Raw genomic sequence first — 26,312 nt, 5'->3', positions numbered from 1 at the left:
ACACGGCATTGCTCCGCGCCGCGCACGGGGGGGCGGGACGATCTCGAAGCCCGAGGCGACGGCATGGGTTGCCGGAGCCGCCCCCCCGTGCGCGGCGCGGAGCAATGCCGTGTCGATCGGCCGGTCGGTCTCGATGCCGAATCTTTTGTCGACGACCCAGCGGACAGTGCCCAGCATCGGGTCGTGGCCGGGCAGAAACACAGTGATTCGCTCGCCGATATTGAGCGCAACGGGTCCCTGCCCGCCGATGCCGGTTTCGGACACGTTGCGGATCGTTACATCGAATTGGCCGAGCCGCGCGCAGGCAAGCGCGCCCTTTACCAGACGCGACTGACGCGGCTGGCGCTTCTCGGCGGGGACGGATGAGGCTGGGGAAGCCTCGGGACTGGACATGCGCGACTCATCTCTGTCGGCTGACCCCCACGTCGGCCGATTATTGTGGTCCTCCGATAGTCGTAAAGGCAGAAGGTAAATTTTCGTATAGCGTGTTCGGTAATTATTGCGCCGGCGGCAGCCCGCCCAAGGTGACGATGCTTTCGCGGTCGTCCACGGAAAGCGCTGAAACGCCAAAGAAATTATCGTCGACGATTGCACCGGACACGACCTCGGTCGGAGCATCCGACAGGACGACCCGGCCGTCGGACCAGTCGTTGCGGTCGGCGCGGCGCCAGTACAGCCGATAGGTGGCAGCGTCCTTAACCGGCGCCCATTTCACCGTCGTGTTCGAACTGACCGCGCCGTCGATGCTGACCTGATGCTGGTGGGCCTAATCTTCGACGCCGACGGTGAAGCGGATCGCCGGATAGCCAAGCACGAGCGAGGGCAGATGGCTTCATGCCGCCCAACGCGAATAAAGAAAAGCCCCTCTCCTATAGGAGAGGGGCTTTGACGGTTAGCCGAGGCCCGAGAAGCGGATGTCCTGGACGCGGCCATAACGAACCTCGCAAGTGAACTTGCCCTTGTCGTAATAGCCGCCGCGGCCCCAGCGGTCGCCATAGCCATCGCGCACGATGACGCGGCCCTTGACGCGGTAACCGTCGCGCTTGCGGTCGATGCTGGTGACCTCGGTCACGTCAGTGCGGCCATAGCGGCGGCTGCCGCGCTCGACGGCGCCGACGCACTGGCTGACCGCGCGGCGGCTGTTGCCATAGCGGTTATAGTCATAGCCATAGCCGTAGCGGGGATCGTCATAGCGCCCGCGATAGCGATCGTCGTAGCGGCCATCATAACGGTCGTAGCGGTCGTTGTCGCCGCTCGACAGGATCGCCGCGAGGCCGCCGATTACGACGGCGCCGGCGATGATTTCGCCCGCGCTGATTCCGTCGCGGTCATAGCGATCGCGCGCGGCGGCAGGGGCGGCGCTCATCAGCATCGCGCCGGCGGTGGCCGCACCAATTGCGGCCTTGGTCAGGGTGGTTTTGATAGCCATGGTTCGGTCTCCTTAAGCGCAGGCAGCAGCTTCGCGGCCTGTTGGAGACGGTTTACCGGTGTGGCTGTGACAGGGCGCTGAACCCACCGCTTATCTGGGGTTCAGACTTGGTTTCGCTGGCGTTCATAAAGGAAAAAGGCCCCTCGCCACGGAGGCGAGAGGCCTTTTACCGGTGTTGGATAGTGTCAGCCGAAATTGACGTCGATAACGCGGCCATTGCGATAGCTGCAGCCAAAGCTGCTCACCTCGCCGCCAAGGCGCGAGGCGGTGCCGGTGACGTACCAGCCGCCGTTGTTCGGCTCTGTGCCGGTGATGCTGTCGACGCGGGCGTCGTCGCCCATCTCGCCCTCGACCGCCCAGCTGCAGGCATCGGCGGCGCGCGCTTCGGCCTCGCCGCGGCCATAGGCGCCGGGGGTGATGTCGTTCGGTGCATCGGGTTCGTAGCGCGGCACCTCCTGCCGCTGGTCGTCGCCGCGATAAGGCGGCTCGTAACGATAGTCGGGCGCCCGCTCGCGCTTGTTCTTGCTCACCGAGCTCGCGATGGCGGCGATCGTGCCGATGACGAGCAGCCCGCCGAGCACGTCGCCGGTGCTGATATTGTCGCGGTCGCGATAACCCCAGCCGCCATGATGATGGCGCCCGCGCGCTTCGGCGGGCACGGCGATGAGACCGACCGAGGTCAGGACGATCGCCGCTGCGGTGGTGAAGCTGGTCAATTTACGCATCGAGGGAAGCTCCCCTTCGGCGGGCTCAGGATGGTCCAGCCCGCAATGTCACCGCCCTACGCGCGCGATGCTTTCGCACCGCTGAACCGTGGCTGCGGCGCGATGACGCGAGCTTGGTGGCATCCTTCCTTTTATCGTCACCCCGGACTTGATCCGGGGTCCCGCTTGCGATCGATACGCCGGAAAAGCGGGATCCCGGGTCAAGCCCGGGATGACGAAAAGAACCGAAAGGCCCGCCATCCTTGGGATGACGGGCCTGTTACAGATGACCAGACCTGTTCCCGGGTATCAGCAGACGCAGCGCGGCGCGGCCTTGGGTCTCGGCTTCCACTTTTTCTTCGCGACATAGCGTTTCCGCACCGGAACATTTTCATAATAGGTGCGCGTCGACGTCTCGACCGTTTCGGTCACGATCGGCGCGCCGTTGATGATCGTCGTGACGACGACGCCGGGGGTGTAATAGCCGTAGCCATAGCCGTAGCCGCTGTGCTGGTAAGTCGTCGCATAGCCACCGGGATAGGTGCCGCCGGGATAATAGCCGCCCTGATAATGGCCACCCTGGTAGCGGGCGCTGCGGCTCGACCAATATTCGTCGCATTTCTTCTTGTCGGCTGCACTGCCGATCGCGCTGCCGGCCAGCGCGCCGAGCCCGCCGCCGATCAGCGTGCCCGCGGTGCGGTCGCCGCGTCCGGCTATGCGGTTGCCGGCGATGCCCCCCACGAGCCCGCCGACAACCGCGCCGCCCACTGTGCCCCCCCGGCCACAGCGGCGTTCCATCTCTTCGTCGTAACGGGCGTCATACCCACCGTGATAACGGGGGTCGTAAGCGGGCGGCGGCGGATAGCCGGCACCATGGCCCTCGATCGTGCCTTCATAACGGCCTTCGTAGCGGCGGCCGTCGGATGTCTCGTACGTGCCGTCCCAGGTGCCGGTCCAGCGGCCCTCGGCGTCATAGGTGCCATTGACGTGGCGATAATCGACTTCGCTCGGCACGCGGTCGGGATAGCCGGTGTAAACACGGGTATCGGGATCGGCGGGAACGCCATAGTCGAGTGCGGGCTGCTCGGCGCGCGTATGGCTCGCCAGCAACAACGACCCTGCGGCCATTCCCAACAACACGAACGTGCGCATGACTTACTCCCTGTTCCCTCGGCCGAACCGATTGGTTAACAGTTTGTTAGCAAAATTAGCGCCTTTTCGCGAATCCGTTAACCGTGACTTATCTGTCCCGATTTGGGGCGGCGTTTCAGGCCGCCAGCGCGGCCGCGATGCGCGCGACGAGCGCTTCGGCACCTGCCTGGTCGGCGGCGGTGAAGCGGTCAGGGATCGGACTGTCGAGGTCGAGCACGCCGACCAGCCGGTCGTTCGCGATCACCGGCACGACGAGCTCGCTGCGGCTGTCGGCGTCGCACGCGATATGGCCGGGAAAGGCGTGGACATCGTCGACGCGCTGCGTGGCGCGCAGCCGCGCAGCGGCGCCGCACACCCCTTTGCCCAGCGGAATGCGGATGCACGCCGCCTTGCCCTGGAACGGGCCAAGCACGAGCTCGGTCCCGTCGAAGCGATAGAAGCCTGCCCAGTTGAGGTCGGGGATCGCCTGCCAGATCAGCGCCGCGACATTCGCCATATTGGCGATGCCGTCGGGCTCGCCCGCGACGAGCGCGGCCGCGGCATCACCCGCCTCAGCCCAGCGTTCGGCGGGATCGGTGGCGGAGAAGGCGAGGGCGAAGGACATTATTCGACGCTCAGCCCGGTCCACTTCGCCGCGAAGGCATATTTGTCGGCCGCCTCGGCGATGATCTTGTCGGTCGGCTTGCCGCTGCCGTGGCCCGCGCGCGTTTCGACGCGGATCAGGTGCGGCTTGTCGCCCGCCTTCGCATGCTGGAGCGCCGCGGTATATTTGAAGCTGTGCCCCGGCACGACGCGGTCGTCGGTGTCGGCGGTCGTCACCAGCACCGCGGGATAGGCGGTGCCGTCCTTGATATTATGGTACGGCGAATAGGCGAGCAGATTCTTGAAATCGCCTTCCTTCGACGGATAGCCATAATCGTCGACCCAATAGCGGCCGGCGGTGAAGCGGTCGAAGCGCAGCATGTCCATCACGCCGACCGCGGGCAGCGCCGCGGCGAACAGGTCGGGGCGCTGGTTGGTCACCGCGCCGACGAGCAGCCCGCCGTTCGATCCGCCCTCGATCGCGATCTGGCCCTTGCCTGCGATACCTTCGGCGATCAGATATTCGCCCGCGGCGATGAAATCGTCGAAGACATTCTGCTTCTTGTCGAGGCGCCCGGCGTCGTGCCACGCCTTGCCATATTCGCCGCCGCCGCGCAGGTTCGCGATCGCGAGCACGCCGCCCTTGTCGACCCAGGCGAGCTTGGTCGGCGAAAAGCCGGGGGTCATCGAGACGTTGAAGCCACCATAGCCATAGAGCAATGTCGGCGATCCCTTGCTGCGGTCGGGGCCCTTTTTCATCACGACGAACATCGGCACTTCGGTGCCGTCCTTCGACTTGTAGAAACGCTGCTCGACGCTGAAGTCGGCGGGCCTGAAGGTCAGCTTCGGTTCGGCGAAAATCTCGCTCTTCCCGGTCTGCGTGTCGAAGCGATAGATCGTCGTCGGCCGCGCATAGCTCGAGAAGCTGTAGAAGGTTTCGGGGTCGCTCGACTTGCCGCCGAAGCCCGAGGCCGCGCCGATGTCGGCGAGATTGATGTTGGCGATCGGCTTGCCGTCGAGCGCGACCATGCGCGCCTCCGACTTGGCATCGCCGAGGTAGGAGAGAATCAGGCGGTTGCCGACACGCGATGCGCCGACCAGCGTCGCCTCATTCTCGCCGACCAGCTGCGTCAGCGCGGCGGGCTTTTTGATGTCCAGCGACACGATGCGTCCGCGCGGCGCGCCCTTGTTGGTGACAAAGGTAAAGCGCGTACCCTCATTGGTCACATATTCCCAGTTGTTCGCAAAATCGTCGACAAGCGTGATCGGCTTCGCGCCGCGCTTGCCGAGCGGATACAGCGTCAGGCCATAGCGTTCGTCGGTGCCTTCGGACGAGACGACGAGCAGATATTGGCCGTCGTCGGTGACGACGGCGCTGTTGTTGAGCTTGGGCTTGTCGGGGGTCGCGTGGATCAGCACGTCCGCGCTCTGCGGCGTCCCGAGCTTGTGGAAATAGACGCTGTGATTTTCGTTGAGCGACTGAAAGGCTTCGCCCTCTTTAGGCTCGGGGAAGCGCGAATAATAAAAGCCGCTGCCGTCCTTCGCCCAGTCGAGCGCCGAAAATTTGACCCAGCGCACCTCGTCGGACAGGTCCTGACCCGTTGCGACATCCTTGACGCGCACGATGCGCCAGTCGGTGCCGCCGTCCTGCACCGAATAGAGGAGATGCTTGCCATCTTCCGACGGGTTCCACTCGCCGAGCGCGGTCGCGCCGTCCTTCGCCCAGCTATTGGGGTCGATCAGTATGCGACCCTCTCCTTTGAGCCCTTCGCGGACATAGAGCACCGACTGCGGCTGGAGCCCGTCGTTGCGGCTATAGAAATAGCGCGTTCCGGCCTTCGTCGGCAGGCCGAAGCGTTCGTAATTGTAAAGCTCGGTCATCCGCTCCTTGAAGCTGTCGCGGCCGGGCAATGTTTCGAGATAGCTATCGGTGACCTTGTTCTGCGCGGCGACCCAGTCAGCGACCTTCGGATTGACGCGGACGTCGTCCTCCAGCCAGCGATAGGGGTCGGCAACGTCGACGCCGAACTGCGGATCGACCGTGTCGCCGCGCGTGGTGTCGGGATAGGTCAAGGCCTTGGCCGTCGCCGATGTCGCCGCGGCGTCGGCCGCCGCTGCTGCGCCCGGGATCATCGTCAGGGCAACCAGCGCGAGCGGCGCGGACAGGGCTTTACGGGACATGGCAAGGCGATCCTCATTCTCTGCGGGAAATTATCGTGCGTCGATATGTAAGCATCGGCAAGGGGCGGGCAAGGGGATTTGATACCCGTCAGGCGGGATCGAGCGATCCGCGATAGGCGACGACCAAGCCGAGAAGCGGCGCTGCAATTTCGACATCGAAACGGAAACTGCCGTCTGCCTCGGTCTCGAAGCTGGGGCCGCGGGGCATCAGCCAGCGCGGCATCGGGATGCCAAAGGCCGACCAGCGGCGCGGGACCAGATGAAGGCGGTCCTTCTCGACCACGAGCGCCATCGCGAACGATAGCGGGCCGAAGCGCTCGACGAGCAGATAGTCGTTCCGGCCGGTGCCGCGCGACTGCAACGACGCAAAGCGCTTGCCGCCGAAATCGCGGGTCCAGCGCTCGCCGCCCTTTTCGGGGGTAAAGGCGACCGTGACGGGGACGCGCGCAGCCGCTTTCGGAAAGCCGACGATCGCGGCGGCGATCCGCGCGAGCAGCCCGGTGCCGCGGCGCACTTCGGCGTGACCCTGCCACCGGCGTTCGGCCTTGCTTCCGTGCAGCAACTGAAGCGTCGGCGGCAGCGTGTCGAAGGCGGTCCCGAGAAGCTGACGATAGAGCGGCGCGTCGGGCTCTTCGCTGCGAAAGCCGGCGTGAATCGATCTGTTCGCGAACAGCGCGTCATAGTCGGCGAGTCTCAGCGCATCGACGCTCGACCGCGCGCCGGCGGCCGGACGATCGCCGGCGCGCAATTTGCGGACGATCGCCTCGATCGCCATCGACGGAATATAGGGCCCGTCATCGCCTTCGGCCAAAAGATGCCAGCTCCGTTCGGCCAATTTTCCTTCGGCAAGCCCGCGCGCGCGAATGAACATCCCGCCGCGATGCTCGCCGAAGCGCATGCGGTTGAGCACCGCGTAGAAGAGGCGCGAGAAGGGCTCGAACGACGGCAAGTGAAAGCGCGCGCGGGCCTTTGCCAGCAGGTTCAGGATGCGATGCAGGATTTCGGGGACCGGGCCCGCGCCCATCCAGATGTCGGTGAGCGCGGGCCAGGCGCGCGGGATGAGCTGGAGATCGGGGACGTCGACTAGCGAGAAATGGATGTTCCTGAGTGGCAGCCGGCCGGGGACCGCGACGGTATAGCGCAGGCTTTCCGCAAGCCCGATGCCGTGCGCATCCTTGCCGCCGCGTCGCAGCTTCACCGGGGCGCCGGCATAGCCGACGACCGCGCGCATCACGTTGAGCCCGATGCCCGCAAAGGGCGACGGCGCGATCCCGCCCTCGACCGCGCGGACGTCCATCGTCTTTGCCATTTCGCGCAACACCGCGCCGGTGAGCGCGGGGAAACTGCTGACCCCCGACAGGATGAAGATGCCCGCGGTCTTCGCCGCGGCATCGAAGCGGTCGATGCCGAAGACGAAATCGGCGCCGTCGGCGAAATCGAGATAGTCGACTTTCGCCGCGATGCACGCCTCGACCACCCGATAGCCGTCGGCGCCATAATCCTGGAAGGGTCCCGAAGCATCGACGACGAGGTCGGGACGGAGCCGATCCAGCGCCGCAGCGGTATCGCGCCGGTCGAGCCTATGCGGATTGACGCGCGCGATGCCGCGATAGGCGGCGCAGAAGCGCTCCGCGCGGCCGAGGTCGCGGCCGCAGATGAAGAGGTCGATGTCGGGCACGTCGGCGAGCAGTTCAGCAAGGCGTCCGCCGAACACGCCATAGCCGCCGAGGATCAATATCTTCATTCTAATATCCGGTTTTGATATTCGGGCGGCGCGACCCAGCAGGTCGCGCGCTTTCCGAACAGACGGTAGCGATGGCGCGCGATCCAGCGGTAAATGGGGTCCCGGAAGAATGCCGGGACCAGGCGAAAGAGCGCGAGCACCCGCCACGGCCATCCGAGTCCCTCATAGATTGCGAGCACGGCATCGCTGTCGCGCCGAACGCGTGCACCATCGATAATTAGAATGCTCGTCGGGTCGCGCGGATCGAGGCCATGTTCGCGGCACAGCGCGGCACCCGCCACCCCCTGGATCGATGCGAGGCGGAACCGCGCGACCTTGTCGTGCCGCAGCACGAACTGCGCGTTGGCCGAGCACAGCACGCATTCGGCGTCGAACAGGATAATCGGGCCGGCCGCGTCAGGCATCGCGGAACAATCCGTGCTGATTGAGCAGCTCGCCAAACAGCGGGTGTGTGATCTTGAGGTCGAAGGCGAAGCGGCCGCTGCCGAGATGCTGATGCGTCACGACGGTCGTGCCGAGGGACAGCCGGCGGGGAAGGCGGAGCCGAAGCCCCGCCGCTTGCCAGAAATAATGGTCGGAGGTGAAGATCAGCGCATCAGCTTCGGCACGGACCGTAAGCGCCATGCCGAAACCGCCGCCGATATGCTCTTCGAGTCCGGTTGGGCCCGCAAAGCTCTTCGCGCTGTGGATCACCTGCGGATGGCCGCGCGTCCGGCCATAAAGGCGCGTCCAGCACTGGCCGCCGCTGGTGTGGTCCTTGCTGACCGCGACGGCGGCGGGCGCGGGGCCGCTGGCGCTCGTCGGCAACGGCGCGCCGATCAGGCGGCAGAGCTGGGCAAGCAGCCAGCCGGTGCGAGAGAGGCGCGTCCAGGCAATCTCACCGCTATAGGTCGCGACAGCGGTTCCGCAGAGGCGTTTCGAAAAGCGGCGCCGGACGTCGGCGGGCAGCGCGTCCCAGTCCGCGCGCGGAACGAGGCGGCGAAAGCGATCGTCGGCGAGCGTATCGCCGGCATCGCGTGCCGCCGGGACCATCGCCTCGCTCCGTCGTTCCGCACCGCTGCGCATCCTACCGCTCCTGACCGGCGTCCTTGCCCTTGCCCGGACGCCAGTTGATCAGCTTCGTTACCCCGGCGCCGAGCCTGATCAGCCGCATCAGCGCAGGTTTGGGCACGCTCAGCATTTCGCCGTGCCAGCGCCCCATTGTTGTCACGAAATCGAGCATGTCGGACAGGCGTGCCTTGGCATCGGGACTGAGCCCGGGGTCATTCGCCGCGCGCGCGACACACGCTTTCAGCGCCGCCTCGGCGGGATCGACCTCGCGTGCCTTGCGGCCCGCGGCGATCCGCGTGACCATTTCCCAGATGTCTTTTTCGGCGGTGAAATGGTCGCGCCGGTCGCCGAGCAACGGGACGCGCTCGATCAGCCGCCAGCCGAGCAGTTCCTTGATCGAGTTGGAGACGTTCGAGCGCGCGAGTCCGAGCATCTCGGCGATCTCCTCGGCGTGGAGCGCGCGGTCGGAGATGAACAGCAAGGCATGGATTTGCGCCACCGAGCGGTTGACACCCCACTGGCCGCCGAGATTACCCCAATGAAGGATGAATTCGGTCGCCGCCGGGGACAGTTTCGAATCATGTTCGGTAATTTCTGTCATAACAGAAATATCGGACGAAACAGGATGGATGTCAATCGGGCATGAAAAAGGGCGGCGATCCTTTCGGATGCCGCCCTTGTTTCTCGTGTCGCTCGAAGCGCGCCTTATGCGGCTTCCGCCTCGTCGTCATACTGCTCGACGGGACCCGAATCCTGGCCCTTGGCATCGACGTCGCGGTCGACGAATTCGATGATCGCCATCGGCGCCGCGTCCGAGGCGCGGATGCCGGCCTTGATCACGCGGGTGTAGCCGCCGTTGCGGTCCTTGTAGCGCTCGGCCAGCACGTCGAACAGCTTCTTGAGCTGCGTGTCGTCGAGCAGGCGGCTGTTCGCGAGGCGACGGTTGGCAAGGCCACCGCGCTTGGCGAGCGTCACCAGCTTTTCGATATAGGGACGCAGTTCCTTCGCCTTGGCGACGGTCGTCGTGATCTGCTCATGCTTGATGAGCGAAGCCGACATGTTGCGGAACAGGGCCGTGCGATGCGCGCTCGTGCGCTGAAGCTTCCGGCCACCCGATTTATGACGCATAATTCATTCCTTCGTTTGTCAGAGGGGCCGTTCGAGGTACCCCAAGCCAGGTCGATGTGCGGGCCGACCCATTCCCGAAATCGTCATCCCAGCGAAAGCTGGGATCGCTCGCGGCACAATGCCACGATAGCGGCCCCAGCTTTCGCTGGGGCGACGGCTATCTTCAGCCCAGCAGCTCTTGTTCGAGCTTCTTGGCCATTTCTTCGATGTTCTCCGGCGGCCAGCCGGGGATGTCCATGCCGAGACGCAGGCCCATCGACGACAGCACTTCCTTGATTTCGTTCAAGGACTTGCGGCCGAAGTTCGGCGTGCGGAGCATTTCGGCTTCGGTCTTCTGAACGAGATCACCGATATAGATGATGTTGTCGTTCTTGAGGCAGTTCGCCGAACGGACCGACAGTTCGAGCTCGTCGACCTTCTTGAGAAGGAAGCGGTTGAGCTGGTTGACGTCCGATTCGTCGGCGGTGGTCGGCGAAGCCGCCATGCCGATGAGGCCGCTGTCGTTCATCGCTTCTTCGAAGTGGACGAAGACCTGGAGCTGGTCCTGGAGGATGCGCGCGGCGTAAGCGACGGCGTCTTCCGGGGTGATCGTGCCGTCGGTTTCGACGGTCAGGTTCAGCTTGTCATAGTCCAGTTCCTGGCCGATGCGGGCATTGTCGACCTTGTAGGCAACCTGGCGCACGGGCGAGTAGAGCGAGTCGACCGGGATCAGGCCGATCGGCGCATCGATCGGACGGTTGGCGGTCGCGGGGACGTAACCCTTGCCGGTGTCGGCAACGAGTTCCATGTTCAGCGTCGCACCGTCGTCGAGGTGGCAGATGACATGGTTCGGGTTCATCACCTTGATGTCGCCCGACACCATGATGTCGCCGGCCTTGACGGTCGCGGGACCGGTCGCCGAAAGCTGAAGCCGCTTCGGGCCTTCGCCTTCCATCTTGAGCGCGATCTGCTTCACGTTGAGGACGATGTCGGTGACATCTTCACGCACGCCGGCGAGGCTCGAGAATTCGTGGAGCACATTCTCGATCTTGATCGACGTGATAGCCGCACCCTGGAGCGACGAGAGCAGCACGCGGCGCAGCGCGTTGCCGAGCGTCAGGCCGAAGCCGCGCTCGAGCGGTTCGGCGACGAAGGTCGCCTTGCGCTTGCCGTCGCTGCCAGCCTTGATTTCCAGGTTGCTGGGCTTCTTCAATTCCTGCCAGTTCCGGATATTGACAGTCATGGATTTCCCTTTGCTTTGGGCGGGACGGGTGGGGGTCGACCACCAGTCCAGCGAGGAGTTTTGTACGGGCGGCGCTCCGGCGGAGCGCGCCCGAAAGACGTCAGACGCGGCGGCGCTTGGCCGGGCGGACGCCATTGTGCGGGATCGGCGTCACGTCGCGGATCGACGTGATGTGGAACCCGACGGCCTGCAGCGCGCGGAGAGCCGATTCACGGCCCGCACCCGGGCCCTTGACTTCGACTTCCAGCGTACGGACGCCATGTTCGGCGGCCTTCTTGCCGGCGTCTTCGGCGCAAACCTGCGCCGCATACGGGGTCGACTTGCGGCTTCCCTTGAAGCCCATCATGCCGGCGCTCGACCAGGCAATCGCGTTGCCCTGTGCGTCGGTGATGGTGATCATCGTGTTGTTGAAGGTCGCGTTGACGTGGGCGACGCCCGACGAGATGTTTTTGCGTTCGCGCCGACGAAGACGCTGCGGTTCACGAGCCATGATATATTCCTAACCTAAATCCTGAATGGCCGGTGGCGGGCGATGCGCCGCTGCCCCGGCAGGGGAAATAAGGAAGCGCGCCCGGATGGACGCGCTCGACCTTATTTCTTCTTACCGGCGATCGCCTTGGCCTTGCCCTTGCGGGTGCGCGCATTGGTGTGCGTGCGCTGGCCGCGGACCGGAAGGCCCTTGCGATGACGCAGGCCGCGATAGCAGGCGAGGTCCATCAGGCGCTTGATGTTCATCGCCGTGTTGCGGCGAAGATCACCCTCGACCGTGTGGTCGGCGTCGAGCGTTTCGCGGATCTGCAGGATTTCGGCATCCGAAAGATCCTGAACGCGACGCGTGTGGTCGATGCCCAGCTTGTTGGCGATGTCGACAGCGCTCTTGCGACCGATGCCGTGGATGTAGGTGAGCGCGATGATTACGCGCTTGTTGGTGGGCAAGTTGACGCCCGCAATACGTGCCATTGGTAACTTTCTCCTGCTCCACGGGGCCGTAGGCAATCGGCCCCATCTCAAAGCGTCTGATTTTCCAACGCAAAAAACGGACCACGATGCGCGCATGGCGCTTCGCCGTCCGGTCAGGCTGTCGGAATGGACGCGCAACTAAGGTGAGTCGGGCTGATTGTCAAGCGAAGTGCGGTGGTTTGAAGCCGTGGATCACCGCTCAGGATGGCGATGTAAGGGTGACCGCGCGATCATGCAAGCGGTCGACAACGGCGGCATGGATTCCGGGGGCGCACGCAATCACACCGAACGCCTGCGCGCGCGGGGTATTGAAGTGCAAAGGGGCGCCGAACGCGTCGGTCACCGTCGCTCCGGCCTCGCTGGCGATCAGCGCCGCGGCGGCGACATCCCACTCGAACCCCCAGCGCAGCGTTGCGACGAGGTCGGCGCGGTCGTCGGCGACGAGCGCCATACGCAGCGCGATGCTGTTCGGCTTGGTGACGATGACCAGGTCGCTGTCGACCTTGGGCAGCGCATCGGCGGGGACGCGCGATCCGGCGAATGTCGTGCGCTGGCTGGCGTGCAGCGTTTCGCCGTTGAGCAGCGCGCCCTGGCTCTTTTGTGCGACCCATAGTTCGTCGAGCGCGGGGGCGTAGAGGATGCCGAACTCGGGCGTGCCGTCGATCACGAGCGCGACCGATACGCACCAACCGGGCCGGCCGCGGATGAAATCGCGCGTGCCGTCGATCGGGTCGACGCACCACATCGCGCGGCACGACAGCCGCGCTTCATTGTCGGCGGTTTCTTCGGACAGCCACCCCGCCTCGGGCACCATCGCGCCGAGCACGGCCTTCAGCCGCGCATCGACCGCGAGGTCGACGTCGCTGACCGGATTGTCGTGCGACTTGTTCCAAACATTGACCGCTTGTCCCTCGCCGCGCCAGCGCGCCATCGCCATGTCGCCGACTTCGCGCGTCGCGGCGATCGCGGCTTCGAGGTTGCGGCCGGGCATCGGCGGCGGTCTCTAGCTCGACGCGACGGTCATGCCGTCGATGCGCAGCGTCGGCGCGTTGGTGCCATGGCGGAATTCGAGGTCGTTCGCGGGGATCAGGCCTGCGAACATGTCGATGAGATTGCCCGCGATCGTAAATTCGGCGATCGGCCCGGCGAGAGCGCCATCCTTGATCAGGAAACCCGACGCGCCGCGGCTGTAATCGCCGGTCACCGGATTGACGCCGTGGCCGATCAGTTCGGTGATATAGACGCCGTCGGCGATGCCCTCCATCAGCGCCGCGGGTGTCACGCTGCCCGCCGCGAGGTGCAGGTTGCTCGCGCCCACCCCCGACGCGCCGCCGCCGCGGCTGGCATGGCCGGTCGGCGCCAGGCCGAGCTGTTTCGCCGATGCGGTGTCGAGCAGCCAGCCGGTGATCTTGCCACCGGCGACGATGTCGCGCGCCGCGGTGGGCAAGCCCTCGCCGTCGAAGGCGCGGCTGCGCAGGCCGCGTGCGCGGTGCGGTTCGTCGCGGATGATAATGCCGCTGTCGAACAGCGTCTGCTCTTCCTTGCCGAGGAGGAAACTGGTGCCGCGCGCGATCGCGGGCCCGGCGATCGCGCCGAGCAGATGGCCGACGATGCCGCCGCTGACGCGCGGATCAAGCAGCACGGGCAGTTTGCCGTTCGGCGCCTTGCCCGGGTTCAGCCTTGCAACAGCGCGCGTACCGGCGCGGTTGCCGATGTCCGCCGCGCTTTCGAGGTCCGCCAGATGATGCGCGCTGTGCCAGCCATAATCGCGCTGCATGCTTGCGCCTTCGCCCGCGATCACGCTCGCCGACAGGCTGTGGCCGCTCGACCCGTAACCGCCGGCAAAGCCATGGCTGGTCGCGAGCGCGAAGCGCGTGCGGCTGTGGCTTGCGCTGCCGCCCTCGCTGTTGGTCACGCCCGTGACAGCGCGCGCGGCTTCCTCGACTGCCAGTGCGGCGGTCCGCAGCGCAGCGGGATCGGCTTCGCTGTTGTCATCGAGATCGAAATCGGGGACGGGCTCCTTGAACAGCAGCTCTTCGGGCGCGAGGCCGGCATAGGGATCCTCGGGCGCCTCGCGCGCCATCGCGACGCAGCGTTCGACCAGCTTGGTCAGTTCGCCCGCGTCCATGTCGGCGGTCGATACGCTCGCGCTGCGCTGGCCGACGAAGACGCGGAGCGAAATATCCTGCCCCTCGGACCGCTCGACATCCTCGAGCGCGCCGAGCCGCATAGAGACCGAGGTTGCGGCGTTGCAATAATAGAGCGCGTCGGCGGCATCGGCGCCGGCTTTCGCAGCGGCGTCGCACAGCATCTGCGCACGATCGAGGGCTTCGGAAACGGTCAGCATGGCCGCGCCCTATACGGCGCGCGGCAAAAAATCAAAACCAGCGCTGAAAAAGGGTCAGTTCGCGATCTTCGCGATGGCGTCGGTGGCGGCCATCGCGCCGCTGATCCACAGGAAGGGCAGCGTGAGTGCTGCAACCCACAGGCGGCGGACGTCGCGGCGGAAGCGCGCATGCAGGCCCCAGCTCGCGAGCGCCTGACGGCTGAGGCGATACCAGTGGCGTTCGGTCGAGCGCGCGACGGGGAGGGCGAGCACGAGCAGCATAACCAGCGCGACGACGATGAAAGCAGACGGCGCGCCGGCAGCGACCGCGCTCATCACGAGCCAGATCTGCAAGGCGGCAAAAGCGAGGAGGGCGGCGGCGGCGTGCCACGTCATTCGGCGACCCAGACTCCGTGCCGGCGGCACGCTAACGGTCGTGCGCCTCCACAGGCGCGGTCCAAATGCTGATGCCATATTACAGCCCCCTAGGCTGGCGATTCCCAGAACCGCACGTTTTGCCTCAAAAATTCCCAAGTCAAGACAGCTTGCCAGTGATTCGTTAATTTTTGCACTCAGTTCGGCGCGGATTTGCAACCAAATCGCGCCGGACTGCAAAAATGCTGCAAAAACGGCCATATTCATCGCCTTATCGGCTCACAACTGCGGTCAATGGTCGAGCCATGTGCGCGGTTGGTCGACTTGCTTCCGGGGCTGGCTGCGGTAGCGTCTAGGCCATAGTCGTTCGTTTCAGGAAACCGGGGAAATCAATCATGCGTTATCTCGCCGTTGTGGCCGCCCTTGCCTTGCCCATCGCACCCGCGCTGGGCGCTGGGGAAGAGGCTCCGGCCGCCGAACCGAAGCCCGCGGCGCTTGTCGCCGACGGTGTGCCCGCGGTGCCCGCGGCGCTGGCGGCGTCGACCCGGCCCTATCTCGAATATCGGACCGCGGCCTTCGTCGGCTGGAACCCCGCCGACCGGTCGATGCTTGTCGCGACGCGGTTCGGTAACACGGCGCAGCTTCACCGCGTCGCGCGGCCGCTCGGCGCGCGCGAGCAGCTGACCTTCGAGGCCGAACCGGTTGCGCATGGCGGCTGGGCGCCCGGAACCGGCGATGTGATGTTGATCGAAAAGGACATCGGCGGCAGCGAATTTTATCAGATTTTCGCGATGAAGGATGGCCGGCTGACGATGCTGACCGACGGAAAAAGCCGCAATTCGCTCGATGCGTGGAGCAAGGACGGTAGCCTCGTCGCTTTCACCTCGACCCGCCGCAACGGCCGCGACAATGATATCTATGTCATGGACCCGCGCGACCCCGCGTCGGCGCGACTGGCCGGGCAGGTCGACAGCAACGGCTGGTCGGTCGCAGGGTTCGCGCCCGACAAGAGCTGGGCGCTCGTCACGCGCTCGGCGTCGGTCGAAAAGACCGATCTGTTCCGTCTCGACCTTGCGAGCGGAAAGATGACGCCGGTCGGTGACCACGGAAAGAAGATCGCTTTTAGCGGCGCCGCCTTCGCGCCCGACGGCACGATCTGGGTGGCGAGCGACGCCGGCAGCGACGTGCAGCGCCTCGGCACGCTCGATCCCGCGACCGGCGCGTTCACGCCGCGCGGCCCGGCGGAAAAATGGGATGTCGAGGCGTTCGACATCTCGGGAGACGGGCGTTTCATCGCCTATGCGGTCAACGAGGCGGGCGTAAGCCGGCTGCGCCTGCTCGACGTCGCGAGCGGGCGGGCACGCACGGTCGACGCGCTGCCTGCGGGTGTTATTGGGCATATCGACATCGCACCGTGGGGCGCGATCGGCATTGGTTTCACGTCGGCGCGCAGCGCGGCCGATGCCTATAGCATCGACCCCGAAACGCTCGCCGTGACGCGCTGGACGCAGAGCGAGACCGGCGGGCTGGATGTCGCGCGCAACGTCGAACCCGAACTGGTGAGCATCAAGAGCTTCGACGGCACCGCGATGTCGGGTTTTCTCTATCGCCCCGATCCCGCGAAATTTCCGGGCAAACGGCCGCTGATCATGCACGTCCATGGCGGGCCCGAAAGCCAGTGGCGCCCCGAATATCTGGGCAGCACCAATTATATCGTGGGTGAGCTGGGGGTCGCCTATTTCTATCCGAACGTCCGCGGCTCGACCGGCTACGGCAAGCGCTTCGTCGGGCTCGATAACGGGCCGTTCAAGCGCGAGGACAGCGTCAAGGACATGGGGGTGTTCCTCGATGTCCTTGCCAAGGACACGCGGCTCGACGCGTCGCGTTTCGGCCTGACCGGGCGCAGCTATGGCGGTTATATGTGCTACGCCGCCGCGACGCATTTCGCCGACAAGCTGCGCGCGAACCTCTGCGTGGTCGCCATCTCCGACTTCGTGACTTTCCTCGAGAATACGCAGGAATATCGCCGCGATCTGCGCCGCGTCGAATATGGCGACGAACGCGATCCGGCGCAGCGCCGAAAGCTGACGGAAATCTCGCCGCTCACGCGTGTTGCGGACATCCGCAAGCCGCTGTTTGTCGTGACCGGTGCCAACGACCCGCGCGTGCCCGCGTCCGAAGCGGATCAGGTCGTGGCCGCGGTGCGCAAGGGCGGCGGCACCGCCTGGCATCTGGTGGCGACGAACGAGGGGCACCAGTGGGGCAAGAAGGAGAATGTGGACTACACATTCTGGTCTTCGCTGCTCTTCTGGCAGACATATCTGCTGAACTGACGGCGGACGTCACCCTCCGGCGAATGCCGGGCGCGGCGCTTGCCGGAAAGCCGGCTCAGTGCTTCGGCGGGGTCGGCAGCGGCGCCGCGTCGGCTTCGTCGGGGGCGGTCGGCGCGGGCGCCTGGCCGCTCGCCTGACGCTCGAGTTCCGCGGCCGCCTTCTGCCGTTCGGCGAGCGCGCGTTCCTCGGCGACGACCGCGGCTTCGACTTCGTCCGATGCGGCGTCGATGCCCGCGATGCGCTTGGCGCGTTCGTCGGCGATCATCGCCTGCCAGTCGGTCTTGTTCGCGGCCTGGCGTTCGGCCTTCGCGCCGGCGACCAGCGCCTGCGTACAGCCAGTGAAGCCACCGAGGCCGGTGGGCGAGCAGCTGTCGGTGCCAAAGCGGCCGATGCGTTCGACCGCAACAACCTTGTTCGCCCAGGCTTCGTTGCGGACGTCCAGCGGATTGCCGCGGAGCATCTCTGGAACGCGATAGCGTTCGGTTTCCGGAAGCTTCGCGCAGACCAGAATTTCGTCAGCGGCGCCTTTGGGGCATTGGTCGTCGCCGTAGACGACAACCTGATTGACCTTTTCGCCCTCGACCACGGTTTGCTGTGCCGCGGCGGGCAGGGCGGCGCTGCCGGCGAGGATCAGCGCGAACAGGGGGAGGCGGGTCATCTCGATCTTCCTTTGTCGTTTCGGGCGGCATGGCAGCCACCACCTGCATCCGTCGTGAACGGCGTCAGCGGTTATTCTATCAGATACGTTTCGACAGCGCGATGGCTGCACGGCAACCCGCGCGGATCGCAAAGCTCAGGACCGGGTAACCGGGCGCGCTCTCGGCACCCGCCGCAAGCGCGGCTTCCTTATGCTCCAGCTCCTCGGCGCGGAATTCGTCGACCGCGGCGCTGAGCTGGGGATCGCTGTCGCCCAGCTCGTCGAGCTGGTGCTGGTAGTGGCGATCAATCTCGGTCTCGACCGCGGCAGTGCACGCCATCGCGGCGCGCGGCCCCATGGCGGCGGTCACCGCGCCCAAGGCAAAGCCCGCGACGTTCCAGAAGGGCTGGAGCGCGGTCGGGCGCACACCGCGTTTTGCGATCATGGCATCGAAGAATTTGCGGTGCCGCTCTTCCTGTTCGGCCATATGCGCGATCTCGCGCGCCATCGGGTGGCGGTCGCCCATCACCGCCAGCTGGCCCGCGTAGATGCGCGTCGCGCCATATTCGCCCGCCTGGTCGACGCGGATCATCGATGCGGTGCGCTTGTTCATCATGTTGCCGATGTGGTCTTCCGGCGCAGCAAGGTCAAGACGAGCGCGGCCGCGCCCAGTGAGAAGATCGCGTTGAAACCCGCGAGCGAGATGCCGAAGAGCGTCCATTGCGCGGTGTCGCAGCGGATCAGCGGCGCGTTCATGATCGAATCGAGCGACACGGGGCCAGCAGCGCCGGTCGCGCAGGTCGTGACGCCTTCCCAGAAGCCATATTCGACCCCGGCGTGAAAGACACCGATCGCGCCGCTCACCGCAATCGCGACGGCGGCGAGCAGCGTGAGCGCACGCATCGCCTTGTCATTGCCGCGCAGCAGCAGCGCGAGCAGCGCGAGCACGATCGCCGCCTGATGCGGCCAGCGCTGCCAGTAACACATCTCGCACGGGTGCAGGCCAAAGCCATATTGCGACACGAGCGCGCCGCCATAGAGCAGCAGCGGCGCAAGAAACGCGGCGACGGGCGCGGAAAGCCGCGAGTTCAGCATGTCCCGCGCCCCTAGTTGCGCGCGGTCGGCTTGGCGGGCTTGACCGGCGGCTTGCCGCTTTGCGCCATGCGCGGGGCGACCGGGCCGATGCGCCCGATCGTCTGCAGCGCATAGTGGAGCTGGAAGTCCTCGATGCCCTTCGCCTTCAGTTCGGCGGCAGTCGCGGTGAAGCGCGGGTCGGCCTTTTCATCCTTCTCAAGCAGGCCGTTGTCGACCTTCTTTTCGTTGATCAGGTGGCGGCGCAGGTCGCTTTCGCGGAACTTCGGCCGCGAGGCATAGTCGGGATCCGAAATCTGCGGCACGCGGATATCGGGCTCGATCCCGCCTTCCTGCACGCTGCGGCCCGACGGGGTGTAGTAACGCGCGGTGGTCAGGCGCAGCGCGGTGGTGTCGGTCAGCGGCAGGACGGTCTGCACCGATCCCTTGCCGAAGCTGCGTTCGCCCATCACGACCGCACGGTGCTGGTCCTGCAGTGCGCCCGCGACGATTTCGGACGCCGAGGCCGATCCCGAGTCGATCAGCACGACGACCGGCGCGCCGCCGGCGAGGTCGCCGGGCTCGGCGAAATAACGTTCGATGTCGCCCTTTTTGCGGCCGCGCTGCGAAACGATCTCGCCGCGTTCGAGGAACAGGTCGCTGATCCCGACGGCTTCGTCGAGCAGACCGCCGGGGTTCGAGCGAAGGTCGAGAATCCAGCCGCGCGGTTTCTTGCCGAGCGATTTTTCGACCGCCATCATCGCGGCCTTGAGGTCGGTGGTCGCGTCGGCCGAGAAGCTGGCGACGGTGAGCACGCCGACATCGCCGCTGACTTCCCATTTCACGGGCTTCAGGTCGATGATTTCGCGCGTCAGCGTCATCTCGATCGGCTTGTCCTGGCCTTCGCGCACGACAGTGATCCCGATCTCGGTGCCCGGACGCCCGCGCATCTGTTCGACCGCCTCGTCGAGCGTCAGGCCGAAGATCAGTTCCTTGTTGATGTGCGTGATATAATCGCCCGCCTTGATCCCCGCCTTGGCGGCCGGGGTGTCGGCGGTCGGCGCGATCACCTTCACGACGCCGTCTTCCATCGTCACCGACAGGCCGAGCCCGCCATATTCGCCGTCGGTCTGCGTGCGCAGGTTCGAAAAGCCCCGCGCGTCGAGATAGCCCGAATGCGGGTCGAGGCTGGCGAGCATGCCGTTGATCGCGCCTTCGATCAGCTTCGAATCGTCGACCGGTTCGACATAGTTGGATTTGACCTCGAGATAGACGTCCATGAAGCGCGAAATTTCTTCCTGCGTCTTCGAATCGACGGTCGCCATCGCGCCGGTCGCGAGCGGAACGAGCGCCAGCGTCGAGAGCGCGGCGGCGCCCTGCCACAAGGCGAAGCGGCGCTTCGGGGACACGGCGGTCTTGGTCGATTCGGTCATGGGCGTCTTTCAGTCACGCGAGAGCAATCCCGCCTTATAATCCCCGGCACGCCATCCTCCTATGCAAATCTGCGGGCGTCAAGCGGTGCATCCCTATGCGAGACAGCGGCCGAACGGGCGATTAACGGTGCCGCTCAGCCGATCATCGCGACAATATCGACGGGACGGCCGGCGCGGCGGAGCTCGACGGTGATGCGGCTGTCGTCGGATCCGGCGCGGCCGATCGGCGCCCCCGAATCGAGCGTATCGCCGACCCCGACCGACAATGCGATCATGCCGGTGAGCAGCGACACCCAGCCGCCGCCATGGTCGATGATCACGATCTTGCCATAGCCGCGATAATCGCCGGCAAAGCCGACGCGGCCCGGGGCGGGGGCGACGACCTGCCCGCCCGGGCGCGCCGCGATCGTCACGCCGCGCGAGCGCACGCCGCTCTCGTTGACCTCGCCCAGCCCCGCGACGATGCGCCCCACGACGGGCAGACGATAGGCGCCTTGCGTCAATTCGGACTCGGCGGCGGCGGGCGGTACGGCGGCGGCGATGCTGCCTTCGGGATTGCGCGGGCGGGGCAGCGGGCCGGCGAGCTGCGCCAGTTCGGCGCGCACCGCGCCATCGGCTTCGAGCGAGTCCATCAGGTCGACGATGTCGCGCGCCTTTTCGCCAAGCCCGAGCGCGCGGTCGGCCTCGAGCTGCGCGCTGCTCATCAGCTCGCGCGAGCGCAGCCGGCCTTCGTTTTCGAGCCGCGTGAGCGCGTCGCGGCGCTGCGCGAGCTGCGTCTTGCTCGCCGAAAGCGCCTTCAATGCGATCGCCTGCTGCTGTCGTACCGTCTGCAGCGCCGCGAGTTCGCGCCGCGCTCCGGCGGTGCGGCGTTCGATCACCGGCATCGCGGCGTCGATTACCGCGCGCGCATGCACGATGTCGGTCAGCGATCCCGGCTGCGCGAGCACGCTGACGGGGGGCTGGCGGCTCAATTGCTGAAGCGATGCGGCGAGTTCGAGCAAGGGTTGCTGCTGCTGCGCCAGCCGCGCGCGCTGACCCGCAAGACGGCGGCTGACGAGCGCGACGCGGGCTTCGCCGGCGCCGATGTCGGCCTCGGCCGACTGGATGCGCGCGGCGAGCGCGGCGCTGCGTTTCTTCAGCCGGTCGGCCTCGCTGCTCGCCGCCACCGCCTGTTTTTCGAGCAACGCGCTGCGCGCCATCGCCGCCGCCGATTGTTGCTTGGCATCGATCAGCTGCATGCGCTCGCGCGCCGCGATCGCCTGTGGATCGAAGATGTCGATCGGCGCCAGCGCGAGCGCCGCCCCGCCGCCCAAAACGGCGGTGATCGCGAGAGCCGCGAGCGCGCGCCTCACTGGCGCCCTTCGCGGTGATAGGGGTGGTTCGCGACAATGCTCGTCGCGCGCCACAATTGTTCGGCGAGCATCGCGCGCGCCATCAGATGCGGCCAGGTCGCGCGGCCAAAGGCGATGACCTTATCGGCGCCTTCGCGCTCCTCGGGCGTGAAACCGTCGGCGGCGCCGAGGCAGAAGCGCGCCTCGCGCACCCCGCCGTCGCGCCATTTTTCGAGCAATTTGGCAAATTCGAGCGACGACATCTGGTCGCCGCCCTCGTCGAGCAAGATGGTGCGGCTATTCTCCGCCGCGGCGGGCAGACGGCCGCCCGTATCGGGAAGCTCCGAAATCTTCTGCGCCCAGGTCACGCGCTTCATATAGCGCTCGACCAGTTCGGCCTCGGGCCCGCGCCCGATGCGCCCGCGCGCGATGATGTGCAGCAACATGAGCGTCCGCCTAGCCGGTAGGCGGGGCGGACGTCAATTTGCCGCGGTAACCGGCGGCGCGTCGCCGAACGACCACATGCGCTCGAGGTTGTAGAAGCTACGCACCTCGGGGCGGAACAGATGGACGATGACATCGCCCGCATCGAGCAGCACCCAATCGGCATTGGGCAGTCCTTCGACGCGAACCTGGCGGCCCGCTTCCTGCTTGATCCGCTGTGCCAGTTTCTCGGCAATCGCCGAGACATGGCGCGTCGACCGGCCGCTCGCGATCACCATATGATCGGCGATGCTGCTTTTACCGGCAAGCGGGATGGAGATGGTTTCCTGGGCCTGGTCCTCATCCAGCTGGTGGAGGATCAGCGCGTGGAGCGTATCCACGTTATCGTTGGCGGATGCGGCGCCGGTGGCGGCATCCTGGGTTGCGGAGATCAAATGCGTCCTTTCCTAGTCGGGTCCACAAGGCGCGAACGGGTCAGCGGGTCGCGCAAGGCGCGGCCTTCATAGCGTTCGAACCAGCGGGGGTTGGCCTGCCGTATCGCAGTTGCGGATCGCACATCGGGCGAAAATCGCAGGAACACGAGGGCGGGCGGTCTCCAGTCCGTCCAATGTAATTTCTGGTCCACGGGCCGGACGAAGCGCCGAAGCCAACCCATCGCACGCCTTGCATGGGCACGGTCATTATAGCCCGGACGCGCGATAACCGCAATCGGCATGAGTCGGGCAATCCCCCGCCAGTCGCGCCATTGGGGCAACTGGACCAGATTATCGGCCCCCATGATCCAGATGAACTGCCGGTTCGGGTAACGCCGGACGAGCTTTTTGAGCGTGTCGATTGTGTAGCGCGTGCCGAGTTCGGCCTCGATTCCCGTTGCGCGAATCGGCGAGCGCCGCGCCATGCGCTGCGCCGAGCCGAGGCGCGCGGGAAGAGACGCCATCCCCGCCTTGGGCTTCAAGGGATTGCCGGGCGACACCAGCCACCACAGCTCGTCGAGGCCGAGCGCATCGATCGCGTTCAGGCTGATCGCGCGATGCCCGCCATGCGCGGGATTGAAGCTGCCGCCGAGGAGCCCGGTGGGGATCATGGGCGTTCGCTTGAGATTTCGATGTCCGGTAGAGCGTAACAATAGCCGGGCCAATCAGATGAGGCACCGGCTACAATCTTTAGAAAACCCAGTTCAACAAGGCGCTCTTCGAAACGAGAGCCTTTGTCTGCAACGGCTTTCTGATAATTTTCCATGCACGTCGCTTGGAAGGGCGTCGCAGCGATGCAAGCGCGAATGACGGAGGCTTCAAGACTTCCGAAAGCTTGTGAAGCCTGATTGATTTGATAGCCGCGCATGGCCAGTCGATTGGGCGCAATAGCACGAAAAAATCCAGCTATTTCGGCTCTACTTCGAAGTATTGGCTCCGGTCTGGTCCTACTGGTCTTGTGGTCGATCCGGATCGTGCCGCCAACCAATGTCTCGCACGAAGGGTAGCTAAGAATGATGGATGTCAAGACGAAGCCAGGCACATGGTCAATGTCCTGACGTCGCTGAACTTCATCCACAAGGCCAGCAAAAATTGCCTTTTTGCGCTGTTCAATCACCTGCTTGTCACTGACGAATGACACGCTCGCCATGTCGCGCGCGATGAGCCAGATAAAAGGCGTCGCGTCAAAAGCGATGATCACGAACAGTACGACTAAAAGGCGCGGGGTCGGCTTTATCAAGGCCGGACCTGTCCCGTGCCACGCACCAGCCATTTATATGTCGTGAGCCCCTCCAGCGCGACGGGACCGCGGGCGTGGAGGCGGCCCGTGGCGATGCCGATTTCGGCGCCGAGGCCGAATTCGCCGCCGTCGGCGAACTGCGTCGAGGCATTGTGCATCACGATCGCGCTGTCGACCCCCGTCAGGAAGCGCTCGGCGGCCGCCGCATCCTCGGTGACGATTGCGTCGGTGTGGCGGCTCGAATGCGCGTCGATATGCGCGAGCGCGCCGGAAAGGCCGTCGACCATCGCGATCGACACGATCGCGTCGAGATATTCGGTGTCCCAGTCGCCCGCCGATGCCGCGTCGACATGCGGGCTCAGCGCCACGACGCCCTTGTCGCCGCGCACTTCGCAGCCCGCCTTGACCAGCGCGTCGACGATGGCGAGCGGTGCGGGATAGGCGCGGTCGATCAGGATGGTTTCGGTCGCGCCGCACACGCCCGTGCGGCGCATCTTGGCGTTAACCGCGAGTTCGACGGCTTTTGCGGGATCGGCGGCGCCGTCGATATAGAGATGGTTGATCCCGTCGAGATGCGCGAGCACGGGCACGCGCGCCTCGTCCTGCACGCGCGCGACCAGCCCCTTGCCGCCGCGCGGAATGATGATGTCAATCAGCCCCTGCGCGCGCAGCATCGCGCCGACGGCGGCGCGGTCCTGCGTCGGCACCAGCTGCACCGCGTCGGCGGGCAGGCCCGCCTCGACCAGCCCCGCCGCGAAGGCCGCGTGAAGCGCGCGGTTTGAATGCACCGCCTCGCTGCCGCCGCGCAGGATCACGGCATTGCCCGACATCAGCCCGAGCGCGGCGGCATCGGCGGTTACATTGGGCCGGCTTTCATAGATGATACCGACGACGCCGAGCGGCACGCGCACGCGGCTCAGCACGAGGCCGTTGGGTCGCGTCACGCGGTCGATCTCGGCGCCCGACGGGTCGGGCAGTGCCGCGACATCGTCGATCGCATCGGCGATAGCGGCGAGCCGGCCCTTGTCGAGCCGCAACCGGTCGAGCATCGCGCCCGACAGGCCATTCTTCTGTCCTGCCGCCATGTCCTCGGCATTGGCCGCAAGAATATCCGCCGCCCGCGCGCGAATCTGCGCCGCCGCCGCAACCAGTCCAGCCGCCTTATCCGCCGTTGGCGCCAGCGCGAGCGCTTTCGACGCGGCGCGCGCGCGCGCGCCCATGTCGGCGATCAGGGCGGCGGCATCGCCGGGCATCGGCGGGGCGGAGAGGGCTTCGGCGTTCATGGCGCTGCCACTATCACGTTTTACCTGACCCCCGAAAGTCCCGTTGCGCGCTGCCGCGCGCGCCTTTAGGCAGGGCGCCATGAGCGGGGACATCGAAGGCATCGGGGCGGCGGTTACCGCCGGGTTGGCAGGGCAGGCGGTCGAGCCGCGGCATGGGGGCACGGGCGCACCCCATGCCGGCGCGCGCTGCCTCAACTGCGGCACCAGCCTCGCGGGCTCGCATTGCCATTATTGCGGGCAGCGCGCCGACGTGCATCGCAGCTTCGGCGCAATCGGGCACGATCTGGTCCACGCGATCTTCCATTTTGAAGGTAAGGTCTGGAACACGCTGCCGCTGCTCAGCTGGCGGCCGGGCGACCTGACGCGGCGCTATATCCACGGCGAGCGCGCGCGTTTCATCTCGCCGCTTGCGCTGTTCCTGTTCGCGGTCTTCCTGACCTATGCCGTGCTCGCCATCGTCGGCAGCGGTGGCGGGGTCGGCGAGGGGATCGCGAAGGCAGCGGCCGAGCAGACGCGCTCGAACGCGCTCAAGGAAAGTTTCGAGGAGGAGGTCAAGCGCGTCGACGCAAGCCTCGCGGTCAAGGACTTGAAGGCGGCCGAACGCCGCCTGCTCGTCGAAGAGCGCGAAACGCTCCAGAAAAGCGCCAACTATCTCGGCGTCGCGCGCAGCATGAGCAAGGAAGAGCGTGCCAACGGGCCGCCGGTGCTCGACGATCCGGCGCAGCAGATGATGACCAGCGTCGAATTCGTTTCACGCACCAATTTCAATACCGGGGTGCCGTTCATCGACGAGGGCCTTGAAAAGGCGAACGCGAACCCCGCGCTCATATTATACAAATTACAGGCGAACGCGTATAAATTCGCCTGGGCGCTGATCCCGCTGTCGCTGCCCTTCATGTGGCTGCTCTTTCCGTTCAGTCGCCGCTTTCACACCTACGACCATTTCGTCTTCGTGACTTACTCGATCAGCTTCATGTTGCTCCTGTTCGTCGTCGTGCGCTTGTTCAATCTGACAATATTCGGCGACGTCGCGACCGCGTTCGCGATGCTCTATGTGCCCTTCCATATGTACCGCCAGCTTCGTGGCGCCTATCGCTCGTCGCGCTTCGGGGCGCTCGTGCGCACGAGCCTGCTGCTCTTTTTCAGCCTCTTTTCGGTCATCACCTTCATGCTGCTCCTGCTCGCGCTCGGGGTGATGGGCTAGCACCGAATCG

General features: G+C 65.7%; 30 protein-coding genes. 2 read left to right on the top strand and 28 right to left on the bottom strand.

The genetic code is table 11. The features are described 5' to 3' along the window. The 18 genes from ATE70_RS22510 to ATE70_RS22425 all read right to left on the bottom strand — a co-directional run. On the bottom strand, positions 1-393 hold a 393-nt coding region (locus ATE70_RS22510; RefSeq protein WP_058539772.1), incomplete at its 3' end, for a PilZ domain-containing protein. Between the two features lie 103 nt (positions 394-496). Next, positions 497-715, bottom strand: a complete 219-nt coding sequence (locus ATE70_RS22505) for a hypothetical protein (protein WP_058539771.1) — start codon at positions 713-715, stop codon at positions 497-499. A gap of 177 nt (positions 716-892) precedes the next feature. Further along, positions 893-1,429 carry a hypothetical protein gene (locus tag ATE70_RS22500; protein ID WP_058539770.1) on the bottom strand — a complete coding sequence of 179 codons (537 nt, stop codon included), beginning with the start codon at positions 1,427-1,429 and terminating at the stop codon, positions 893-895. Between the two features lie 185 nt (positions 1,430-1,614). After that, the gene (locus ATE70_RS22495) at positions 1,615-2,154 is read right to left on the bottom strand and encodes a hypothetical protein (RefSeq protein WP_058539769.1); all 540 of its coding nucleotides are present in this window, start codon (positions 2,152-2,154) and stop codon (positions 1,615-1,617) included. 288 nt (positions 2,155-2,442) lie between these two features. Next, a complete protein-coding gene (locus ATE70_RS22490) occupies positions 2,443-3,285 on the bottom strand; it encodes a glycine zipper 2TM domain-containing protein (protein ID WP_058539768.1) in 843 nt (280 codons plus the stop codon). Between the two features lie 115 nt (positions 3,286-3,400). Then, a complete protein-coding gene (locus ATE70_RS22485; protein WP_058539767.1) occupies positions 3,401-3,889 on the bottom strand; it encodes a GAF domain-containing protein in 489 nt (162 codons plus the stop codon). After that, the gene (locus ATE70_RS22480) at positions 3,889-6,048 is read right to left on the bottom strand and encodes a prolyl oligopeptidase family serine peptidase (protein ID WP_082640059.1); all 2,160 of its coding nucleotides are present in this window, start codon (positions 6,046-6,048) and stop codon (positions 3,889-3,891) included. Before ATE70_RS22480 ends, ATE70_RS22485 begins: the two co-directional genes overlap by 1 nt. Positions 6,049-6,136: 88 nt before the next feature. Continuing rightward, the gene (locus tag ATE70_RS22475) at positions 6,137-7,792 is read right to left on the bottom strand and encodes an SDR family oxidoreductase (protein ID WP_058539766.1); all 1,656 of its coding nucleotides are present in this window, start codon (positions 7,790-7,792) and stop codon (positions 6,137-6,139) included. Beyond that, positions 7,789-8,196, bottom strand: coding sequence for a thiol-disulfide oxidoreductase DCC family protein (locus ATE70_RS22470; protein ID WP_058539765.1), 408 nt, complete (start codon positions 8,194-8,196; stop codon positions 7,789-7,791). Before ATE70_RS22470 ends, ATE70_RS22475 begins: the two co-directional genes overlap by 4 nt. Next, on the bottom strand, positions 8,189-8,857 hold the full coding sequence (locus ATE70_RS22465) for a DUF4166 domain-containing protein (RefSeq protein ID WP_058539764.1): 669 nt from the start codon (positions 8,855-8,857) through the stop codon (positions 8,189-8,191). Before ATE70_RS22465 ends, ATE70_RS22470 begins: the two co-directional genes overlap by 8 nt. Position 8,858: 1 nt before the next feature. Beyond that, positions 8,859-9,443, bottom strand: coding sequence for a GbsR/MarR family transcriptional regulator (locus ATE70_RS22460; protein WP_058539763.1), 585 nt, complete (start codon positions 9,441-9,443; stop codon positions 8,859-8,861). A gap of 104 nt (positions 9,444-9,547) precedes the next feature. Further along, positions 9,548-9,970, bottom strand: coding sequence for a 50S ribosomal protein L17 (rplQ, locus tag ATE70_RS22455; protein WP_058539762.1), 423 nt, complete (start codon positions 9,968-9,970; stop codon positions 9,548-9,550). A gap of 163 nt (positions 9,971-10,133) precedes the next feature. Beyond that, a complete protein-coding gene (locus tag ATE70_RS22450) occupies positions 10,134-11,192 on the bottom strand; it encodes a DNA-directed RNA polymerase subunit alpha (RefSeq protein WP_058539761.1) in 1,059 nt (352 codons plus the stop codon). A 100-nt stretch (positions 11,193-11,292) separates the two neighbouring features. Continuing rightward, complete coding sequence (rpsK, locus tag ATE70_RS22445; protein ID WP_003040416.1) at positions 11,293-11,682, bottom strand: 30S ribosomal protein S11; 390 nt, start codon at positions 11,680-11,682, stop codon at positions 11,293-11,295. A 101-nt stretch (positions 11,683-11,783) separates the two neighbouring features. After that, a complete protein-coding gene (gene rpsM, locus ATE70_RS22440) occupies positions 11,784-12,152 on the bottom strand; it encodes a 30S ribosomal protein S13 (RefSeq protein WP_037513891.1) in 369 nt (122 codons plus the stop codon). 199 nt (positions 12,153-12,351) lie between these two features. Next, on the bottom strand, positions 12,352-13,143 hold the full coding sequence (locus tag ATE70_RS22435; RefSeq protein WP_058539760.1) for an inositol monophosphatase family protein: 792 nt from the start codon (positions 13,141-13,143) through the stop codon (positions 12,352-12,354). A 12-nt stretch (positions 13,144-13,155) separates the two neighbouring features. Next, the gene (locus tag ATE70_RS22430; protein WP_058539759.1) at positions 13,156-14,499 is read right to left on the bottom strand and encodes a TldD/PmbA family protein; all 1,344 of its coding nucleotides are present in this window, start codon (positions 14,497-14,499) and stop codon (positions 13,156-13,158) included. Between the two features lie 54 nt (positions 14,500-14,553). Further along, positions 14,554-14,874 carry a hypothetical protein gene (locus ATE70_RS22425; RefSeq protein ID WP_231732819.1) on the bottom strand — a complete coding sequence of 107 codons (321 nt, stop codon included), beginning with the start codon at positions 14,872-14,874 and terminating at the stop codon, positions 14,554-14,556. 374 nt (positions 14,875-15,248) lie between these two features. Between ATE70_RS22425 and ATE70_RS22420 the strand changes: the two genes are divergently transcribed. Further along, positions 15,249-17,186, top strand: a complete 1,938-nt coding sequence (locus ATE70_RS22420; protein ID WP_058539757.1) for a S9 family peptidase — start codon at positions 15,249-15,251, stop codon at positions 17,184-17,186. A 55-nt stretch (positions 17,187-17,241) separates the two neighbouring features. Here ATE70_RS22420 and ATE70_RS22415 read toward each other — a convergent pair whose 3' ends face one another. From ATE70_RS22415 to ATE70_RS22375, 10 genes are all read right to left on the bottom strand, one after another. Next, positions 17,242-17,844 carry a hypothetical protein gene (locus tag ATE70_RS22415; protein WP_058539756.1) on the bottom strand — a complete coding sequence of 201 codons (603 nt, stop codon included), beginning with the start codon at positions 17,842-17,844 and terminating at the stop codon, positions 17,242-17,244. Positions 17,845-17,923: 79 nt separating this feature from the next. Next, complete coding sequence (locus tag ATE70_RS22410) at positions 17,924-18,439, bottom strand: demethoxyubiquinone hydroxylase family protein (RefSeq protein ID WP_058539755.1); 516 nt, start codon at positions 18,437-18,439, stop codon at positions 17,924-17,926. Continuing rightward, on the bottom strand, positions 18,436-18,918 hold the full coding sequence (locus tag ATE70_RS22405) for a disulfide bond formation protein B (protein WP_058539754.1): 483 nt from the start codon (positions 18,916-18,918) through the stop codon (positions 18,436-18,438). The genes ATE70_RS22410 and ATE70_RS22405 overlap by 4 nt, the downstream gene beginning before the upstream one ends. An 11-nt stretch (positions 18,919-18,929) precedes the next feature. Then, entirely contained in the window at positions 18,930-20,327 is a 1,398-nt protein-coding gene (locus tag ATE70_RS22400; protein WP_058539753.1) for a S41 family peptidase, read from the bottom strand. 134 nt (positions 20,328-20,461) lie between these two features. Next, the gene (locus ATE70_RS22395; RefSeq protein ID WP_058539752.1) at positions 20,462-21,679 is read right to left on the bottom strand and encodes a murein hydrolase activator EnvC family protein; all 1,218 of its coding nucleotides are present in this window, start codon (positions 21,677-21,679) and stop codon (positions 20,462-20,464) included. Further along, positions 21,676-22,104: a 23S rRNA (pseudouridine(1915)-N(3))-methyltransferase RlmH gene (locus ATE70_RS22390; protein WP_058539751.1), complete on the bottom strand. Its 429-nt coding sequence runs from the start codon at positions 22,102-22,104 to the stop codon at positions 21,676-21,678. The genes ATE70_RS22395 and ATE70_RS22390 overlap by 4 nt, the downstream gene beginning before the upstream one ends. Positions 22,105-22,137: 33 nt before the next feature. Then, on the bottom strand, positions 22,138-22,536 hold the full coding sequence (rsfS, locus tag ATE70_RS22385) for a ribosome silencing factor (protein ID WP_137893304.1): 399 nt from the start codon (positions 22,534-22,536) through the stop codon (positions 22,138-22,140). Next, positions 22,533-23,186, bottom strand: a complete 654-nt coding sequence (locus tag ATE70_RS22380; protein WP_058539750.1) for a nicotinate-nucleotide adenylyltransferase — start codon at positions 23,184-23,186, stop codon at positions 22,533-22,535. Before ATE70_RS22380 ends, rsfS begins: the two co-directional genes overlap by 4 nt. After that, positions 23,183-23,815: a hypothetical protein gene (locus ATE70_RS25005; RefSeq protein ID WP_156420175.1), complete on the bottom strand. Its 633-nt coding sequence runs from the start codon at positions 23,813-23,815 to the stop codon at positions 23,183-23,185. Before ATE70_RS25005 ends, ATE70_RS22380 begins: the two co-directional genes overlap by 4 nt. Further along, complete coding sequence (locus ATE70_RS22375) at positions 23,812-25,098, bottom strand: glutamate-5-semialdehyde dehydrogenase (protein ID WP_058539749.1); 1,287 nt, start codon at positions 25,096-25,098, stop codon at positions 23,812-23,814. The genes ATE70_RS25005 and ATE70_RS22375 overlap by 4 nt, the downstream gene beginning before the upstream one ends. A gap of 79 nt (positions 25,099-25,177) precedes the next feature. On the opposite strand from ATE70_RS22375, the gene ATE70_RS22370 reads away from it, so the two are divergent. Beyond that, positions 25,178-26,302 (top strand): DUF3667 domain-containing protein, encoded by a 1,125-nt coding sequence (locus tag ATE70_RS22370; RefSeq protein WP_058539779.1) that lies wholly within the window; start codon positions 25,178-25,180, stop codon positions 26,300-26,302. Positions 26,303-26,312: the final 10 nt, after the last annotated feature.

The organism is Sphingopyxis sp. H053 (assembly GCF_001468225.1).
GTDB lineage: Bacteria > Pseudomonadota > Alphaproteobacteria > Sphingomonadales > Sphingomonadaceae > Sphingopyxis.
Note: the sequence above shows the minus strand (reverse complement) of the source record. Positions and strands in the feature narration are given on the sequence as shown.

Coding starts and splice junctions, on each gene's coding strand:
- ATE70_RS22470 (WP_058539765.1), bottom strand. CDS start 8,196: ATGCCTGACGCGGCCGGCCCGATTATCCTGTTCGACGCCGAATGCGTG.
- ATE70_RS22425 (WP_231732819.1), bottom strand. CDS start 14,874: ATGACGTGGCACGCCGCCGCCGCCCTCCTCGCTTTTGCCGCCTTGCAG.
- ATE70_RS22410 (WP_058539755.1), bottom strand. CDS start 18,439: ATGATGAACAAGCGCACCGCATCGATGATCCGCGTCGACCAGGCGGGC.
- ATE70_RS22370 (WP_058539779.1), top strand. CDS start 25,178: ATGAGCGGGGACATCGAAGGCATCGGGGCGGCGGTTACCGCCGGGTTG.
- ATE70_RS22390 (WP_058539751.1), bottom strand. CDS start 22,104: ATGTTGCTGCACATCATCGCGCGCGGGCGCATCGGGCGCGGGCCCGAG.
- ATE70_RS22475 (WP_058539766.1), bottom strand. CDS start 7,792: ATGAAGATATTGATCCTCGGCGGCTATGGCGTGTTCGGCGGACGCCTT.
- ATE70_RS22460 (WP_058539763.1), bottom strand. CDS start 9,443: ATGACAGAAATTACCGAACATGATTCGAAACTGTCCCCGGCGGCGACC.
- ATE70_RS22375 (WP_058539749.1), bottom strand. CDS start 25,098: ATGAACGCCGAAGCCCTCTCCGCCCCGCCGATGCCCGGCGATGCCGCC.
- rpsK (WP_003040416.1), bottom strand. CDS start 11,682: ATGGCTCGTGAACCGCAGCGTCTTCGTCGGCGCGAACGCAAAAACATC.
- ATE70_RS22495 (WP_058539769.1), bottom strand. CDS start 2,154: ATGCGTAAATTGACCAGCTTCACCACCGCAGCGGCGATCGTCCTGACC.
- ATE70_RS22450 (WP_058539761.1), bottom strand. CDS start 11,192: ATGACTGTCAATATCCGGAACTGGCAGGAATTGAAGAAGCCCAGCAAC.
- ATE70_RS22430 (WP_058539759.1), bottom strand. CDS start 14,499: ATGCTGACCGTTTCCGAAGCCCTCGATCGTGCGCAGATGCTGTGCGAC.
- ATE70_RS22490 (WP_058539768.1), bottom strand. CDS start 3,285: ATGCGCACGTTCGTGTTGTTGGGAATGGCCGCAGGGTCGTTGTTGCTG.
- ATE70_RS22480 (WP_082640059.1), bottom strand. CDS start 6,048: ATGTCCCGTAAAGCCCTGTCCGCGCCGCTCGCGCTGGTTGCCCTGACG.
- ATE70_RS22415 (WP_058539756.1), bottom strand. CDS start 17,844: ATGACCCGCCTCCCCCTGTTCGCGCTGATCCTCGCCGGCAGCGCCGCC.
- ATE70_RS22420 (WP_058539757.1), top strand. CDS start 15,249: ATGCGTTATCTCGCCGTTGTGGCCGCCCTTGCCTTGCCCATCGCACCC.
- rpsM (WP_037513891.1), bottom strand. CDS start 12,152: ATGGCACGTATTGCGGGCGTCAACTTGCCCACCAACAAGCGCGTAATC.
- ATE70_RS22405 (WP_058539754.1), bottom strand. CDS start 18,918: ATGCTGAACTCGCGGCTTTCCGCGCCCGTCGCCGCGTTTCTTGCGCCG.
- ATE70_RS22465 (WP_058539764.1), bottom strand. CDS start 8,857: ATGCGCAGCGGTGCGGAACGACGGAGCGAGGCGATGGTCCCGGCGGCA.
- ATE70_RS22400 (WP_058539753.1), bottom strand. CDS start 20,327: ATGACCGAATCGACCAAGACCGCCGTGTCCCCGAAGCGCCGCTTCGCC.
- rplQ (WP_058539762.1), bottom strand. CDS start 9,970: ATGCGTCATAAATCGGGTGGCCGGAAGCTTCAGCGCACGAGCGCGCAT.
- ATE70_RS22500 (WP_058539770.1), bottom strand. CDS start 1,429: ATGGCTATCAAAACCACCCTGACCAAGGCCGCAATTGGTGCGGCCACC.
- ATE70_RS22435 (WP_058539760.1), bottom strand. CDS start 13,143: ATGCCCGGCCGCAACCTCGAAGCCGCGATCGCCGCGACGCGCGAAGTC.
- ATE70_RS22485 (WP_058539767.1), bottom strand. CDS start 3,889: ATGTCCTTCGCCCTCGCCTTCTCCGCCACCGATCCCGCCGAACGCTGG.
- ATE70_RS22380 (WP_058539750.1), bottom strand. CDS start 23,186: ATGATCCCCACCGGGCTCCTCGGCGGCAGCTTCAATCCCGCGCATGGC.